This is a genomic window from Pararcticibacter amylolyticus, assembly GCF_003130405.1.
Lineage (GTDB): Bacteria > Bacteroidota > Bacteroidia > Sphingobacteriales > Sphingobacteriaceae > Arcticibacter > Arcticibacter amylolyticus.
The window spans coordinates 181,146-198,071 of record NZ_QEAS01000004.1; the positions used below are offsets into that span (position 1 = coordinate 181,146).

Here is a 16,926-nt window from a genome sequence, read left to right on the forward strand (position 1 = left end):
ATTTTACAGAGTGGGAGTACTGGCTTATGATATCACAGATCATATTTACAATGTTTTCAGCGTTTCTCCTGAGACTCTTACTCTCCTCTTTTCATTGTTATTTTCTCCGGAGACAGAAGCATGGCTTATTATTATAACTGGGAAGCTCAATGCTCGAGCCAGTTTTTAAAGGACGTTACTTTTAACCTGCTGACAATCACCTTTTCAGGTGGTTTTATTTTAAGCTGTACTACTACTTTCCTGTTAAAGTAAGGTTCTATATTGAGAACTGCATCCTTGTTAACAAGCATCTGCCGGTTGACACGGAAGAACTGCCGGGGGTCGCAAACGGACTCTATATATTCCAGGTTTTTAAAGAGGGGCAACTGTTCGCCGGTAAATGTGAACAGATACACTGTTTCGAATTCTATGTAAAACAGGGCAATGTCTTTTACTTGTCTGACAATTGTTTTTTCCCGGAGTTGAGTCAGAAAGCTTTGCTGGTAACGCGTTTGGGGGAGCTGCTCCATTTGAAAAGGTCTCGTGTTTTTCGTTTGCAGAGCTGATGTGAGCTTTTTATATCTGGCAAGAGCTGCATGTATATCTTCTTCCCTGAATGGTTTAAGAATATAGTCTATCCCATTATTTTTGATTGCTTTTAAAGTGTATTCATCATATGCGGTACAGAAGACAACGGGAACGAATACATCTACATGTTTGAAAATCTCGAAACTGTGGCCATCGGCCAGCTGAATATCGAAGAACAACAAGTCGAGGTTCTGCTGGTATTTGCTGAGATAATACACAGCGTCGGCTACCGACTCCAGTTTTTCGACTGCCATGAAATCCTTGTCCTGCTCAATGATTTCCTGCAGGAGGCTTGCAGTGTGTGCTTCGTCTTCTACTATCAGTACGTTCATGGCTGCATCAGTTTTAGCGTTACGGCAATGTGTTCTTCCTCTCTTGTTACTGTAACCCCGTCTTTTATCCCCAGAAGCTCATAACGCTTATTGAGGTTGTCGATACCATAACCTGACCTTTCCGTGATTTCGAGCTTGGGGTTCAGGTTGTTCTTTACCTCTACGCAGAAGTCCTCCGTTGTTCTTATTTCAATCCTCAAAGGGGTCCGGGCGGTCATTGAATTGTGCTTAAAGCAATTCTCTGCGACCACTTGTAAAGCAAGCATAGGAATGAGATAATGTTCCTTGTTGCTGTCTATATGCATGCTCACCGAGACTGCTGCCTGGTTACGGCTCTTCATCAGGAAGAGGAAGGATTGGAGTACCTTGATCTCTTCGTTTAGCGTCAGGGTGATGGCTTCATTGTATTTTAATGTCTGCCTGTAGAAGTCGGAGAGACTGAGAATAAACTGCTCTGACTGGGGATGACTGTGGCGGACCATGGTACGAAGAGTATTCAGCGAATTGAACAGGAAATGCGGGTCGACCTTTGAACGGAGGGCTTCGAGCTGTACTCTGTAGTTCTCCGTTTGGATCTGCTGCTTTTCCAGTTCAAGTAAGGCTACTTTCCTGTTGGCCCGGAATGCATACTGGATGATCAGGAAGGGAATGGTGGCAAGGAAATACTTGTAAATGAACATCCATTTCAGCGTATGTTTCTGAAAGAAAGGCGTAAATGAATAAATGCTGTATACGATGACAAAAAAGACCATGCAGGCAAGCAGTACCTTCAACCATTTGTACGTCTGCGCTTTTCTTGATACAAAGTCGAGGATATGCCATAGGATATACAGCATGATGGAGATGCTGAGCCAGCGCCAAAACACGCCCATGCCCGAATCCTCAATTTTTTCAATACTCCTCATGGTGATCGCATTTAATACAGGCAGTATTAAACACAATACAACAGGTAGTATTTTATCTGCACGCCATTTCATTTTCCTTATCAAATATATTTATTTCTTACGCGCTTCGCGGGACTGAAGCGACTTATATTTCAGATGGTCCCCGGTAGTGTCGGGTGGGGGATCGAAAGTATCTTCAAAGTATGAGCAACAACAGGAAGGGCAATATTGGTAATGGCAGAGGCCGGTCTGGCAGAAGCAGGCTTCATAGTCGTCATAATAGCTGTAGGGGGCGAACATGCAGCTTAATAGCGGCAGCAGGGCGATGGCGAAACGTTGAATGAACGCATGACTCATATTTTTATTCTTCTTTCGTTCTTGATAATGTCTTCATTTTAATTTAAAACTGTAGCTAACGCTCAGGATGGTTCCCCTGGTTTTAACCTCTGCAGCCGGGGTACTCTTTTTCTTTATATCGAATGTGAAAATGCTCAGCGCCCGATCTTGCCCATCATCATACAATCTAACGGTCTGGCGAAGGTTGTACCCGAGTCCAATAGAGATGAGATGCTGTTTTCGCAAGGTGAACCCAAGGCTGCTGAGACTGTACCACTGGTTGATGCGGATAAAACGGTTATTATTATCTAGGGCTGAAAGTCTGTAGCTACCGGCACTGCCTGATATTTCGCTGCTCAGAAATATGTTTTCGCTTAGTGCGTAAGTGAGTTTAGGCCGGATCGGGAGAAGTCCGGATAGCCGGAGCCTTGAGCTTATGTCGTATTCTATCGAGAAGAAGGGGTTAAGCTGATGTCCGAAATACTGGCGGCTATAGGCCATACCCCAGCCCGTTTGGAGTTTATCGTTGTGCCGCAAGACGTATCTGAAGCCTGCTGAATACCTAAAGTCCTCAGTACTCAGATCAATGAAATCCGAATAGAAGCCAAATTGACTGAAGAGATAGAATTGAGCGTTGTCTTTTATATTTTTCTGCCAGGACACATTCAGGTCGATGGAATAGAGATGATGATCAAAATACTGGCCGGTATTACTGATCGTTTTGCTCCTGAACTGAATCCTTCCGCCAATTCTTTGTTTATCACCTTTGCTGATGGGGAAATTGAGATAAGCATTCAGGTTATCACTGTAACCTTTTATGCTGTCATTTTGCATTTTTTCACGGCTGTATTCCAGGCCTGCCATCTGGGCTGAGCGCTCCTGGGCAAAGGAGGACACGCTCACGAAGGTGAGGAGTAATATTATGCGGGTTTTCATGGATGTTGTGCTATGATCCTGCCGTCTACCATTTCAATGATCCTGTCGCAGTTTGCCGCAAACTCGTCATCGTGGGTTACTGCGATAATTGTCTGATTCCTTTCGCGGGCAAGCTGACGGAAAATATTGAAGACCGTTTTTGTGTTTTTTGAATCGAGGTTGCCGGTAGGTTCATCTCCCATAATAATGGCCGGATCATTTATGAGAGCACGGGCAATGGCCACTCTCTGTTGCTGTCCACCGGAAATCATGGATGCCTTTTTATGCTCGTGCCCCCTGACGTCGAGCAGCGTAAGCAGATCAAGGGCTTTTTCCCGTATTTCTTCTTTCGGGCGCTTATTTAATTTGAGTGCAGGAAGCATGACATTGTCAAGGACTGTAAATTCGGGGAGGAGATAATGAAACTGAAATACGAAACCGATGTGTTCATTCCTGAAAGTTGCCAGTTGATTTTGAGTCAGACCGGTCACGGTTGTTCCGTTGATGGCGATGCTTCCTGTGTAAGCGGTGTCAAGAGTGGAAAGAAGGTATAAAAGCGTGGATTTCCCTGAACCCGATTTGCCGACAACTGATATGAATTCACCTCTTTTTACCTCGAAGCTTACTTCCTTGAGTACATGAAACTCCTGAGGATCATAAAAATACTTATTGATGTTTACTGCCGCTAATGATTGCATAGTATGTCGTTTTATTTTGATAGCTTATTGTCAGCCTCTGAGAATAGCTACGGGATCCACTTCAGATGCTTTTTTTGCCGGCAAATAGCCGGCGATGAACGTGATGATCAGTCCGAATACCAGGGCCATAACATAATCGAGTGGGATGTATGATATCGGGAGAGTGGTAAATGAAGCAATATGGAAGGGAATCCGATCGACGATAGCTGAAATAATAAATCCGGTGATCAGGCCGGTAAAACCTCCTATCAGACCAATAATGATCGATTGTGTCAGGAAGATCTGGATGATATCTTTTCCATCGAATCCCATTGCTTTCAGAATGGCTATCTCTTTCATTTTTTCGTTTACCGTCATGTTCATGATATTATAGATTCCGAATCCGGCGACGATGAGGATGGTAAGGGAAACGGCTACCGCGATAATATCCCGCAGTGTATTGGCGGATTCGAGCTGAGCGTTGCCTTCCTGCCAGGGCTCTGTCTTATACTTTATATCGCCCTTTACTTCATCTGCTATCTTCCGGGCATCGTTATAATCCCGTACATTGGCCAATACCTCGGTAGCGTAACTTTTATTTTTTGAAAGAAGCTGGCGGGCGGATTGAATTGAGATCATTGCCCGTGATTTGTCGATACTGCCGGTGCCTGTTTCAATGATCCCCGTGATACGGAAGATTTTCGTTACACCATCGGAGGTGGTCAGTGTGATGTTATCACCGGTATACGCGCTGAGCCTGACTGCAAGTCCGCTGCCAAGTACAATAGCATCGGGGCGCTTATCGAGCTCGGTTAAATCTCCTTCCACCATATAGTCGTTCGTCCCGAACAGCCGCGGTTCGTTTGTCACGTCGATTCCCGACAGGGTTCCGTTCAGTTTGGCTACTCCATTGCGGAAAAACACATTCTGGTTTACCTGCTCGGTAACAGCGACAATGTTCTTATTAGACAGCAGGATGTTCTTTATTTCATCAGCATTCCGGATGCCTTCCGTATAACTTATTTCCCTTGCATTACTGACGAACTGAATAGTATCGGAAGAAAGAGGCGGGGGAAGGAGGATGGGTGATTCTCCGTTGAGGTCATTGTATACCTTAATATGCGCCATTGAAGTAAAGGTGATATCGGTTTGAGCATTATTTACCCCATTCATGAAGCTGTTCATGAAAATGTACATGGAGATCCCGAAGACTACGGAGAGGACCGCGACAAACAGCTGCCTTAATTTTGAGGTCAGATGTACCCAGGATATTTTGTTATTGGTGCGGTTCATTTGCGGGGGGATTTAGCGGGCAGGAGAATCAGATCCTCTTCGGTAAGTCCGGATCTGACCTCTACCCATTTACCATACTTCTGTCCCAGGACGATCTTTTTCTCCCCGCCATCCTGCAGCATGACATAATTCCCTCTTACGACAGCTTCCGTTGGGATCATCAATACGCCGGAACGATTTCCGAGCATGATATTCGCCTGTAGCTGAACTCCCGATAGCAGGGCAGGGGGAGATGTCTGGAAAACCCCTTTGATTACGCACGATTGTTGTTCAGTATCGAACGCTGGGAGTATTTCGGTGACACGGGCTTTGAAAACCGTATCCGGATAAGTATTCAGGTGCACCAATACAGATTGCCCCAGGGATATCTTCGTAATATCTTCTTCGGCTATGTACATTTCCAGCCGGGGAGTTCCGCTGCTGATGCGTGCAATGACTTCTCCCTTGCGGACCAATTCGCCTTCTTTCTTATAGAGGTTTGTAATAGTACCTCCTTTGTCAGCCTTTATCTGGTAGTCAGCCAGCACAGACTGCTGTGCGTTTAGCTGCGACAGGCTTTTTTCTGCATTCAGCAGAAGTGCATTCCGGGCTTCCTGGTAGTTCTTTGTCAGCGAACGCAGGTTGTTCCGGGTTGTCTTGTACTGAAGCTCTGCTTTTTCAAATTCAAGTTGTGATGCTGAATTTTGGCGCAGGAGTGCATAATAGCGCTCATAGTTCTGCTTATCCTGGTCTAACTGTATTTCTGTTTGCCTGATCTGAATCTGAACCTGCTGAAGCGGAGGCGCGGAGGGTAGAGCATTCCGGCTTGCATCTTTGTAAACCAATTCAGCCTCTCTGGTTTGTGCAGTCTGGACATCGTTTTTGATCACGAACAATAGTTTTCCCGCGCCTACATTATCTCCTTCTTTTACGGGAAGCTCAGTGATGATGCCGTCGAAATTGGCGGATACCATGTATTCGTTCTCCCTGACCACCTGGCCGCTGGCGAATACAGCCTGCTGGATGGTTTTTCTCTCCGGTTTTATTTTGTTGTTTTCGCTGCATGAAGTCAGAACAGCAATCAAAGACCACAACATCATTCCTTTTATTATTTTATCCATTTGTGTTTTCCTGGGAAAGCATCAGGCTTTCTAAATTTAGTTTCCGGTCGAAGCGCGGATATGTATTTTATAATAACTTATATAATAATCACTCAGGCTCTGCATATAGCGGCTCTGTGCGCTGAGCAAATCACCGAATTTATCCAGCCGTTCATCTGCGCCGATTATCCCGCTCTGGTACCTGTTGGCGGTATGCCGGTCATTTGATTGCTGAAGGGAGAGGATTTCCTGCTGTGCCTGCAATTGTTCTTCCGCCTGCCTGTATTGAAGGTGCAGGGTTTCATCTTCTTTTGCGGCCGACAGGTTCCTGTTTTCCAGGAGCAGCTGTTCCTGGCTGAGGGCAAGTTTCGATTGCCGGCTCTTTTCTCTGACAGCGAAACCGTTGAAAACGGGTATGCTGAGTTTTACAGCGAGGAATTGCTGCGGCAGGGTGTTCGTACTGGTGAAGTCGAACATTCTGTCTGTAGCCCAGTTGTAATTGTATTGATAACCTATGGTTAGAGAAGGATAGCCGGCTGTTTTGACCTGCCGCAACTGAGCCTCTGCCAGTGCAAGTTGTGTTTCCTGCAACAGGACATCGGGATGCTGCTTCAGCGGAACAAGATCAGGAACAGGCCTGGTTACCAATTGCTCCGTAAGCCGGACGCCGCCGGGAAGATTGAGCTGTGCCTGCAACTGGTTATAGAGCTGGCTTAGCGAATATTCCCGGTTCCGGAGGTCGCTTGCTGCCTGTATCAGTTGCATGTTGGCGCGATTGAAGTTTTCTTCAGCGAATATTCCCTGGCGGAACTTGTCCTGTGTTGTTTCGCATATACTGCCGGTTGCCTGTACATTTTCCCTGGCAATGAGAATGTATTTTTCGGTCAGCAGGATGGAGTAATAGAGTTGTGCAAGCTGGTTATAAGTATCATACTTTATTTTAACGGTGGCTGCCTGGCTGGCTTTTTCCCGGGCTCCTGCGGTTTGAATTTCAAACCATTTTTGAAAATCGAGCACATTCCAGCTTGCCTGGACACCGGTGTTGTAGATATACCGGCGTCCGAAGGTGTATTCGTTGAAAGTGCCTTCAGGAGCTGCCGGGTTGAACAGCGCGGCTGGCACCAGGGTAGGCTGCAGGGTGATATTATCGTTGAAGGCTGCCGAAGCATTAACCGAGGGAAGCAGAGATGTACGTGCTGCCTGGCTTTGTGAGTGACTTATTTGTTCATCAATGCGGGCTTTGCGGATGCTGACAGCATTTTTGTCAGCATAGTCAAATACTTCCTGCAATGAGCCAAAAGTGACCTGGGCTTTGGCTGCTGAAACTGACAGAAAAAAGAGCAGGGCAATTATCTTTTTCATTAACTGCTATTTTACCCTGCTCCAGGTTTGTTTCCTGCTCATCATGCCGAAGGTTGCGGTTATTTCCAGCTTGTCGTCATTTACAAGTTTTGCAGTACACCTGGCAGTCTTACTTTTTTTTAAGACGTGCACTGTTCCGTTTTTAAAGGTGTTGATTCCGTCTTTTTGAAGAGACGTAATTTGTTTTTTGCCGGCCAGGCTCTCATCATTGGCCTGCCTGATGATGGCGTCGTATGCGTCGCCGTTCTTTACGAATTCTATTACCCGGCTTTTGTCTTCGTTGGTCCACTTGCCAAGAATCTTGTCGTTGTCTGTCTGAGCGAAAACACAGAAGCCGATGAAGAGGCTTACCGTGAGGATGATCATTTTCTGCATAGCGTTTGTCTTTTTTGACAAATATGACCCGCAGAATCACGGACGGACAGTTTAAACAGGGTGAACTGAACAATTTGAAGGGTGAATTGAACAGAAAGGATAACCTTTTATCTTCTTCTCCCGTAAAAATGAAGGCGTTGATGAGTTTCCGGCGAAGCCGGGAGTATATAAAATTTCGAAAACTACGGGCAGAATGAAAATAAGAACTGTTGGACCTATCCTTATACTATGTTGTGCAATGTTGATCGCCGGGTGCAGGAAAGATGATACTAAGCCTGAAAACCCTGACAGGCGGAACCTTCAGGAAGATAAGCCACTTTCGTCTAGAGCTCTAGCAACAGAGCTCTATGAGTTGGCAAGGATGTGTTACTTGTGGAATTATCCCTGGCCCGATAAGAAAAAATTCGGATTGGATTCTTTATTCATTAATGAGTATGCTAAGGTAGCTGCGTTAAACAATGAACTGGAGGCGATTAAGGCGCTATCTCCTAATAAGATTGACAAATGGTCTAGTCTTGATACAGGACCAGATCCACTTCAACCTTATTATTGGGTAGAATCTGGAGATCATTTATATCAAAGTACTTTTGGGCTTTCAGTAAAGCGGAAAATCAACGGCACATATTATATCGCATCTGTCAACGTATCTTCGCCTGCTGCAAATGCTGGTTTAAGAAGGGGGTGGGAGGTGATATCAGTGGGAGGACTGCCGGTAAAAGGTACAGCAATGAAGGATGTTCAATCTAAATTTAATGTTAATGGGACGTTAAATTTAGTGATTCGAAATCAAACCGGGTATCGTAGCTTATCTTTAGTAAAAGCGCCTTATGTGTATGATCCGATTCCTTATAGCGGAATTGTCGATCTAGTGGATGAGGAGACAAAAGAGCGTGAAAAGATAGGATATATGATTTACGACTCGTTTAAAGGAGATGAGGATAACCTTGAGATACTTGATCAACAATTTATCTCTTTTAAAAATAATGGCATAAAGAAAATTATAATTGATCTTAGGTATAATAGCGGTGGATCCAATCAGGCTGCTGGTAGGTTGCTTGACAATCTTGCTGGTGCGCGGTTTGAAGGACAGACCTCTTATTCTCTGAAGCTTAATAGTATATTGTGGGGATTTAGTCAGATAACCACAAGTCCATGGACATTAGAACAGGAAGCGTTTCTAAAAGCCAGGAAGGCTCCCGATAGAGTGACTTCTTTATACGACTACCTTAAGCCGTTGTGGTCACCTATAAAGTTTCGGAATATCAACACACATATATTTGAAAAAATTTGTTTCATTGTTTCAAAGGAAACAAATTCTGCAAGTTTGTTGGTTATCAATTCTTTAAAGCCTTATTTCGATAACAATCTGATCATAGTAGGACAAGATACAGGAACTAAGAACGTTACGACTGTTGATTTTTCATTGCTGCCCGTCGAAGTGCGGGATGAACGTACATACGATGTAAGTCTTGTTGTCGGTTATTTTAGCAATGTAAACAGGGGAATAGTAGATTCTGAAAGGGGCATCACGGTAGATAATAATGCGAATGTAGGAGATAATCCGGCATTTGGTTTTGGCCCTAACGAACCCTGTCTTGAAAGAGCCCTTAATTTACTTGATTAATGCCGGCTGTTTTTTATCCTAATTAGATTAATCAGATTCAATAGTATTTCCTCACACATGGATATTTTTACTTCAGCAGAAAGAGCATTTTTAAAATTGCTGCCCGGAAGGTACTGGGTTGCAGTACTCCTGATCGCAGGGATCTTCTTTATATTATTACACCAACCGGTTTCAGCCCAATCCTTTACTGCTATAGCAGGCAACGGGACGGCTGGGAACTCCGGTGACGGAGGGCCGGCTATTGCTGCTCAGTTATATGGTCCGACAGACGCTGTAACGGACAAAGATGGGAATATTTATGTAGCCGAAATAAACAATAACAGGATACGTAAAATTGACGTAAATGGAAACATCAGTACTTTTGCTGGTAATGGCCTTAACGGATTCCAGGGAGAAGGGGGGCCAGCTGCGAATGCCCGTTTATACCGCCCCTACAGCTTAGCAATATCCGGAGGCAACCTGTATGTTGCAGATCAGAATAATAATGCCATCAGGAAGATCAATCTCAGTACCACCATTATTACAACAGTTGTTGGAAAATCGACCGCCGGCTTTTCCGGAGACGGCGGTCTTGCCACCGCAGCATTGTTGAACAAACCAACCGGAATTGCGGTGGATGCGGCTGGCAATATGTTTATAGCCGACAATGTCAATAATCGAATCCGGAAGGTAGATGTGAATGGAATAATCACGACTATCGCAGGAGATGGCGGAGCTGGTTTCAGCGGAGACGGCGGCCCGGCAACGGGTTCGAGGTTAAAAAACCCTAATGGGGTTGCTGTGGACGGCTCGGGAAATGTTTATATAGCCGATCGCGGAAATCACCGGATCAGGAAAATTAGTACCGATGGCAAGATCTCTACAGTTGCGGGTAATGGAATGCAGGGTTCAGGGACAGATGGCGAACCTGCGCTCAATACCAGGTTCGATTATCCCTTTGATGTGGCTGTTGACTTTTTTGGCAACGTCATGATTGCCGACTGGGGAAGTTCCCGTATCCGGAAACTGGATGTTCAGACTAATACCGTTAAGACGGTAGTTGATTTGACTTCTGTTCCGGTTATGCCTACGGGTATAGGAATGGATGAACTTGGAAATATCTTTATCCCTGATCAACCGGGCAATAAGTTATACAAAGCAGAGCAAGCACTGCCTTCTACTCTCGCCGCTCCGGTGTTACTCAGCGCGGTGCCGGGAAACGGAAGGATAGATCTGACATGGAAAGCTGTTTATGGAGCAACTGAATATAATATTTACAGGGGTACAGTTTCTGGCAGCCTGGCATTACTCCCGGGAATGCCTGTAAAGAACACAGCTTTTCAGGATAAGACTTCATCTAATGGTACACGGTACTATTACGCAGTAACCGCAGTGAATAAGAATTGTGAAAGCTTAAAATCAACGGAACTGGGCGCGATACCTGTTTTACCACAGCCTTCTAACCTTACCGCTTCCATTATGAGCTATCAGGTTAGTCTCGGCTGGAACAATGTGGAAGGTGCTGTGGCATATAAGGTTTACCGGGGAAGTTCGTCAGGCTCCCTTACGGCTTTGCCCGGAATGGTTTATTCAACGAACTTCACAGATAATGCAGTAGCGGGCGGCGATGCGTTTTACTATGCTGTAAAGGCTGTAGACAATCATTCGGAAAGTGTTTTTTCTTCTTCTGTATTTATCTCGGTTCCAGAGCCGCCTTCGGCTTTGATCACCACAGTAGCGGGGACAGGGCTCATGATGACAGCCCCTGCGCCTGTCAATGGTACTCTTGCTACCAGTGCAAACCTTCGGGGGCCCACCGGAATCAGAACAGATAGTAAAGGGAACATTTACGTCGCTCATGGTGAGGTTTTTGTCGACCGGGTGAATGTTGCGGACGGCACGATCTATCATGTTGCAGGGAATGGAAGTAATACCTATACAAATTACCAGAACAATGGGCTGGCTACACAGGCAGGGATCAGACCGGTGGGGATTGCGATAGATAAATCAGATAACCTGTATATTGCGCATACCGGCGAAGGCAGGATCCTGAAAGTTAATACTGTGTCCGGTAAGATCATAGCAGTAGCGGGTACGGGAAACATCGCTTATAGCGAAGATGGAAATACTGCTTTATATACTGACTTCGGTATGGTAGACCAGATTGAGGTTGACGGAAAAGGAAATCTTTATCTTTCAGAGTATTACGGTAGGGTAAGGCGAATAGACGCTGTTACACAGACGGTCAGTACAGTGGCCCGGAATGCTGATTACTCATCGGGCTTTCTTAAGATCGCCCTGGACAGAGATGGAAACCTGTACTACGCAGATAATTCTGCCTTTCGCATCTTTAAAAGAGATGCGGTTTCAGGGAATATCACTCAGGTTGCCGGCAACGGAACGAGGATGAAATCCGGAGATAATTCTTTGGCTATAAATGCGGGTTTAGGTGAAATACGATGCCTTACCCTTGATAAGGATAATAATATATACCTGTCGGGTACCGATCAGCAGATAAGAAAGATATCTGCAGGAGGAGTTATTACAACAATTGCAGGGACGGGGATAGCCGGGTATAGCGGTGATAACGGGCTGGCCATAGATGCTCAGCTGAATTTTCCGCAAGCCATTGCGGTGAACAATGATGGGGATGTATTTATCGCTGATAATCAAAATGGGAGGATCAGGAAGCTGGGCTCTCCTTATATTAAAAATGTCAGGATGGTTTCCAGTAATGCTGAATCCGGAAAGGCCAGGCCGGGAGATCTTGTAACCCTAACTTTCGAAGCCATTAAGCCCTTAAGTCAACTCCCTTCAGTGACCATATCCGGGCAGCAAGTGCCGGTTTCACTTTCAGGTGGAGTATATAAAGCTTCCTGTACGCTGGGTTTATCAACGACCGAAGGCATGGTTCCATTTTCAATTAGTAACCTGAAAGACACCTCGGGTGGCGATGGCGGTACGGTGGGAACCAGTACGGCAGCCGTTATATTTGATAAGACGCCTCCGAAGCTGGAGCAGGTTAGAATGGTTTCGAAGGGCAGCAGCAATCCGGCAAGGGTGGGAAAAGATAATGAGGTTGTTCTGTCTTTTTTTGCACTAGAGACGTTACCGGCAGCACCCGCTATAACGATTGGCGGGCATGAAGTTGCGGTCGTACAGAAAGGAGGGGCCTATGAAGCTACCTACAAACTGCAGGAGTCTGATCCGGAAGGTATAATCCCTTTTACGATCAGCAACTATAGAGACCTGGTGGGAAATGAAGGTGCAGAAGTAACGAGCGCGTCTGCTTCTGTATTCTACGACAAGACTCCGGCTGGGACGAAATTCCTTTCCTTCAGGATGGTAAACAGGAACACAACAGAAAGATATCCAAAAGGAAAAGAAGGCGACCAGGTTATACTTGCCTTTGAAGCGGAGGAAACTTTAGCTAACATTCCTGAAATGAGCGTAAACGGCCATAAGCTTATTCCGGTATATCGTGATAACTACTATGAAACATCTTATATACTGACGGCATCAGACCCTGAAGGCCCGGTTACTTTTTCGATAAAAAATATCAGGGATATTGCTGGTAATGTTTCGAAAGACCTGAGCCAGGTAGATTTCAACGGATCTGCTTTAATCTATGATAAGACCGCTCCTGAGTTAAAAAATGTGAAGGTTCAGTTTTCGAATTCCAGGCTGGAGCAGTTGAAAGCAGAAGATAAGGTTACCATCAGTTTTGATGTCAGCGAGTCGATCTCAACGGTTCCTAAGCTGATATTGTCTGGTCATGATCTGGCAGTAAGCCGGGTGGGTGAGCGTTATACAGCAGCTTATTCATTGAATCAGCAGGATTTGCCGGTAACATTTTTAGAATTGTCAGTTAACAATATTATCGACTCAGCCGGCAATGCAGGGTTGCCTCTTAACCTGAAAAACCCTTTTGACTTTGCTTTGAATTTATCTCCAGCTACCGATGAAAAGCTAAAGGAAGGACAAGCTGTCGGAGCGTTTGCAGCGAACACGGGCTGGGAAGGAAATTATATGGTCGTTTCTCCGGCTTCAGGAGAAGATGCTTCCGTATATGCTGTTGTGCCTGTTACAGGTCAGACTTTAACTGAATCATATTTCGAGCTGGCAACAGGCGCTGGGGATACAGATAATAGTGCTTTTGATATAAGCGGAAAAGAGCTCGTTCCCAATGAATTATTTAATTATCCGTCTAAGGCTTCATTTTCGATCCGGGTGAGGGCCATCAACTCCAATAATCTGCCGCGGGAGAAAACCTTTACATTCGCAGTAAGGGATATATTTGAACTCCCTGAAGATATACGCTTAAGCAATTCATCTCTTGCTGAAAATTCTGCACGGGGATCGGTTATAGGCGCGTTTAGTGCTATTGATCAGGATCCGGACCATAACTACAGTTACGTCCTGCAGCCGGGAGACGGCTCTGATGATAATATGTATTTCAGGATCAACGGCAATGAATTGATAAGCGAGGAAAGTTTCGACTATGAAACGAAAAGCGCTTATCATATCCGGGTAAGAGCAACGAATCAGAAAGGATTGGTTTTTGAAAAGAGGTTCGATATTGAAGTGATTGATGTGCCGGAAGCTCCAACCGGTATTGTCTTGAATAAAACATCGATTAGGGAAAACGTGCGGATAGGTAGCCTGGTAGGATACCTGTATACCGAGGATGTGCAACAGGTGCAGAAATTTACATATGATCTGGTTTCTGGAGAGGGAGATGTTGATAATCATTGTTTTGCTATTAATGATGACGAACTGATAACGCAGTCGGAGATTGATTATGAGCTAAAAAGTTTATACCATATACGGATCAGGACGACTAACTCATATGGCTTTTCTTATGAGAAGGTTTTTCAGATTAATGCGGAAGATGTCGATAGTCAGTTGCCTCTTAATCTTCGGGCAGATGGCAGTAACTGGAAAGTGGACTGGGAAATACCTGCAAGTAGTAAGGGAGATAGATATCTGGTTCAATATGAAATCAGGGATGAATCAGGAAAGGTCGTCGTACCGGAAAAGAAAGCAGGCTTCCTCTCAACGGTTGGGGCTGGTGCCGGTTTTTATGTGATTATGAATGCCGGAAAAGCTACGCTTGTTGAGGTAGGAGCGGGAACCGCAGCGTCTGCATTCGGGGTAGTTCTGCTTCCCGTGGGACTAGTCGCCGGGTCGATCGTCTGGATGATCTACAACGAATCGTTAGTGAGAGAGTTTGTGCCGGGAGATGTATGGGATGACGGCAGCTTTAATCAGCATTTTTCAACTATTGTTAATGATTATCTGATTGGCAGAGCGAATACTCCTGTTAATCAGCCTGAAAATCCTGAGAAGGATAAAGATCCAATAAAGACGAGGATAGCTACAGCCCGAAGCGTTTCCGCCTGGGCCGACATTGATAATGACGGCGACCTGGATTTAACTGTGATGACCCCTGATAAAACGAAAGACTTCAAAAAAGGGCAGGCTAAATTCCCACGCAGGTTGGATATGTATCTGAATATAAATTCACTGGATATGGGTAACATGGGAATGGTGCCTTATCCCGTGCAATATCCTGCTCTGCCTGAAATTGCAGATGGAAGTATCACCTGGCTTCATGCCAATAACGACGAATATTTGGATCTTTTCATAACGGGAAGTGATACGTCGGGTGTTTTATATTCAAAACTTTATTATCAATACCGGGTAACTAAAGAAAACGTCGGGTTTATATACTCTAAAGTGGCGGAGTTGACAGGTGGTACAGAACAAATTGATTCAACGAAATTAAACATACCAGAATTCAGCGCGCCTATGTTTTTTGATCCGGCGTCCATACAAAATGCACCTGCTGATGCACTTGCCAGATTTGCCGGCATACCGCCTTTAACTGAAATACCCGGACTATTCCGGAGCTCGAGTGCGGCAGGCGATATGAACAATGATGGATTACAGGACCTGGTTGTGACAGGAATGAAAGCTGATCGAAGTGCATATTTTGGTATATTCCTGCAGCAGAAAGGCGGCGGTTTTAAGTTGTTGAGCACAAAAATACCAGGTGTTATCGACGGTTCGGTAAGCCTGGTAGATTATGACCGCAGCGGGCGCCTCTCTATTCTTCTTACAGGGGCAAATAATATTGCAAAGGTGTGCCGGCAGAAGGTAGATGGCACGTTCGAGATCATCGACCTGCCGGTCAGTACTTCGGGCCGGTCTAAGTGGTGGGATTACAATAATGATGGCTATATGGATATTATCATCGGCGGCAATCCTTCAAAGATACTTTTAAACGAGGCGAAGAACGATGGGCAAGAACGGGTCTTTACAGATGTAACGGCTAAGGTAGCACCTGCGGGACTTCCGAAGATCGACGAGAGTGCTGTAGAAACAGCAGATCTGAATAATGATGGAAAACCAGATTTTGTGGTGAGTGGTACCCCTGCTGAAGGTATTGGGCATGTGGTAAAAGTGTATTACCAGGATGGATCCGGGGATAAAATAACTTTTACAGAAGATAATTCCACAGGCATTCGGCCGGTAAGCAACGGTTCAATAAACTTTATCTATGACAATAATTTCACCCCACAGCTATTCGTTACAGGTTCGGCCGTTCCCTATACTGAAGTTGCAGCCAGGGCTTTAGCTAAGAATATTATCGTTACAGAGGAGCCTTTAAGCCGTTACCCGTTTGCCGGGATGGATGTCTATGATGTAAAGAAGGAGGCAAATAAGATATCTCCGAATACTCATCCTGTTTCACCGGTATGGCTGACAGCAACTGTTAACAATAATGATAATAGTGTTACTTTGAGCTGGCAGGAGTCCTATGACAAAGAAACTCCTTCAAAAGGCTTGAGTTATAATGTGTATGTCAGTACAGAGCCCGGAGAAGAAATGTTCACTTCTGCAGATCATAACAGTGACAGCTACCTGGCCAGCGTGTTCACGGGCAATAGCGGGGACGTGCTGAATCCTTTATCGAGCTTTTTATATGGGGGGACCAGGAACCTGGTGCAGGTTGGTAATACAGTTAAAAATAGTATTACGATAAAAGGCCTGGCGAGAGACAAGGCATATTACTGGGGAGTACAAACTATTGATAATGGGTATCTGGCATCAGAATTCAGTGCTGAACGGCGTTTTTATATGGGGCCGCCAGTAGAGCTGTTCCCCAATGACAGATCTCTGAGTGTACATCCTGTATTAACCCCTAATGGTGACGGAATTAACGATGAGTTACAGATCCGGGGACTTGAATATCATGCGGTGAGCCAGGTTAAGATCATGAACACTTCAGGGAATATGGTCTGGTCTTCTTTTGGTTATAATTCATCAACAGGGGCGTTCAAGGGGCTGGACTCAGCTAATAAAAAACTTCTTCCCGGAACATATTACTACCAGGTGAAATATGATGATGGTAAGTGGCTCACGGGTTATCTGGTTTTATTGGATTAAGGATATAGATCTCAAGAGTTAAGAGAAATATGTGGTAACTTTGCACCATTA

The 16,926-nt window shown here is 45.1% G+C and carries 10 protein-coding genes; 2 read left to right on the forward strand and 8 right to left on the reverse strand.

Annotation, left to right across the window (positions count from 1 at the left end; genetic code table 11):
* Positions 1–146: 146 nt before the first annotated feature.
* The 8 genes from DDR33_RS06620 to DDR33_RS06655 all read right to left on the reverse strand — a co-directional run bounded on the left by DDR33_RS06620 (position 147) and on the right by DDR33_RS06655 (position 7,820).
* Positions 147–899, reverse strand: coding sequence for a LytR/AlgR family response regulator transcription factor (locus DDR33_RS06620; protein ID WP_109414984.1), 753 nt, complete (start codon positions 897–899; stop codon positions 147–149).
* Positions 896–1,876, reverse strand: a complete 981-nt coding sequence (locus DDR33_RS06625) for a sensor histidine kinase (protein ID WP_109414985.1) — start codon at positions 1,874–1,876, stop codon at positions 896–898. Before DDR33_RS06625 ends, DDR33_RS06620 begins: the two co-directional genes overlap by 4 nt.
* 297 nt (positions 1,877–2,173) lie before the next feature.
* Positions 2,174–3,055 (reverse strand): DUF6268 family outer membrane beta-barrel protein, encoded by an 882-nt coding sequence (locus tag DDR33_RS06630; protein ID WP_146198715.1) that lies wholly within the window; start codon positions 3,053–3,055, stop codon positions 2,174–2,176.
* Positions 3,052–3,732: an ABC transporter ATP-binding protein gene (locus tag DDR33_RS06635; RefSeq protein ID WP_109414987.1), complete on the reverse strand. Its 681-nt coding sequence runs from the start codon at positions 3,730–3,732 to the stop codon at positions 3,052–3,054. Before DDR33_RS06635 ends, DDR33_RS06630 begins: the two co-directional genes overlap by 4 nt.
* 30 nt (positions 3,733–3,762) lie before the next feature.
* Positions 3,763–5,004, reverse strand: a complete 1,242-nt coding sequence (locus DDR33_RS06640; RefSeq protein WP_109414988.1) for an ABC transporter permease — start codon at positions 5,002–5,004, stop codon at positions 3,763–3,765.
* Positions 5,001–6,104 (reverse strand): efflux RND transporter periplasmic adaptor subunit, encoded by a 1,104-nt coding sequence (locus tag DDR33_RS06645; protein ID WP_109414989.1) that lies wholly within the window; start codon positions 6,102–6,104, stop codon positions 5,001–5,003. Before DDR33_RS06645 ends, DDR33_RS06640 begins: the two co-directional genes overlap by 4 nt.
* A 36-nt stretch (positions 6,105–6,140) precedes the next feature.
* Positions 6,141–7,445: a TolC family protein gene (locus tag DDR33_RS06650; RefSeq protein WP_109414990.1), complete on the reverse strand. Its 1,305-nt coding sequence runs from the start codon at positions 7,443–7,445 to the stop codon at positions 6,141–6,143.
* A gap of 6 nt (positions 7,446–7,451) precedes the next feature.
* Positions 7,452–7,820 carry a DUF2147 domain-containing protein gene (locus DDR33_RS06655; protein WP_109414991.1) on the reverse strand — a complete coding sequence of 123 codons (369 nt, stop codon included), beginning with the start codon at positions 7,818–7,820 and terminating at the stop codon, positions 7,452–7,454.
* A 193-nt stretch (positions 7,821–8,013) separates the two neighbouring features.
* Between DDR33_RS06655 and DDR33_RS06660 the strand changes: the two genes are divergently transcribed.
* Positions 8,014–9,444, forward strand: a complete 1,431-nt coding sequence (locus DDR33_RS06660) for a S41 family peptidase (protein ID WP_109414992.1) — start codon at positions 8,014–8,016, stop codon at positions 9,442–9,444.
* Between the two features lie 57 nt (positions 9,445–9,501).
* Complete coding sequence (locus tag DDR33_RS06665) at positions 9,502–16,875, forward strand: NHL domain-containing protein (protein WP_109414993.1); 7,374 nt, start codon at positions 9,502–9,504, stop codon at positions 16,873–16,875.
* Positions 16,876–16,926: the final 51 nt, after the last annotated feature.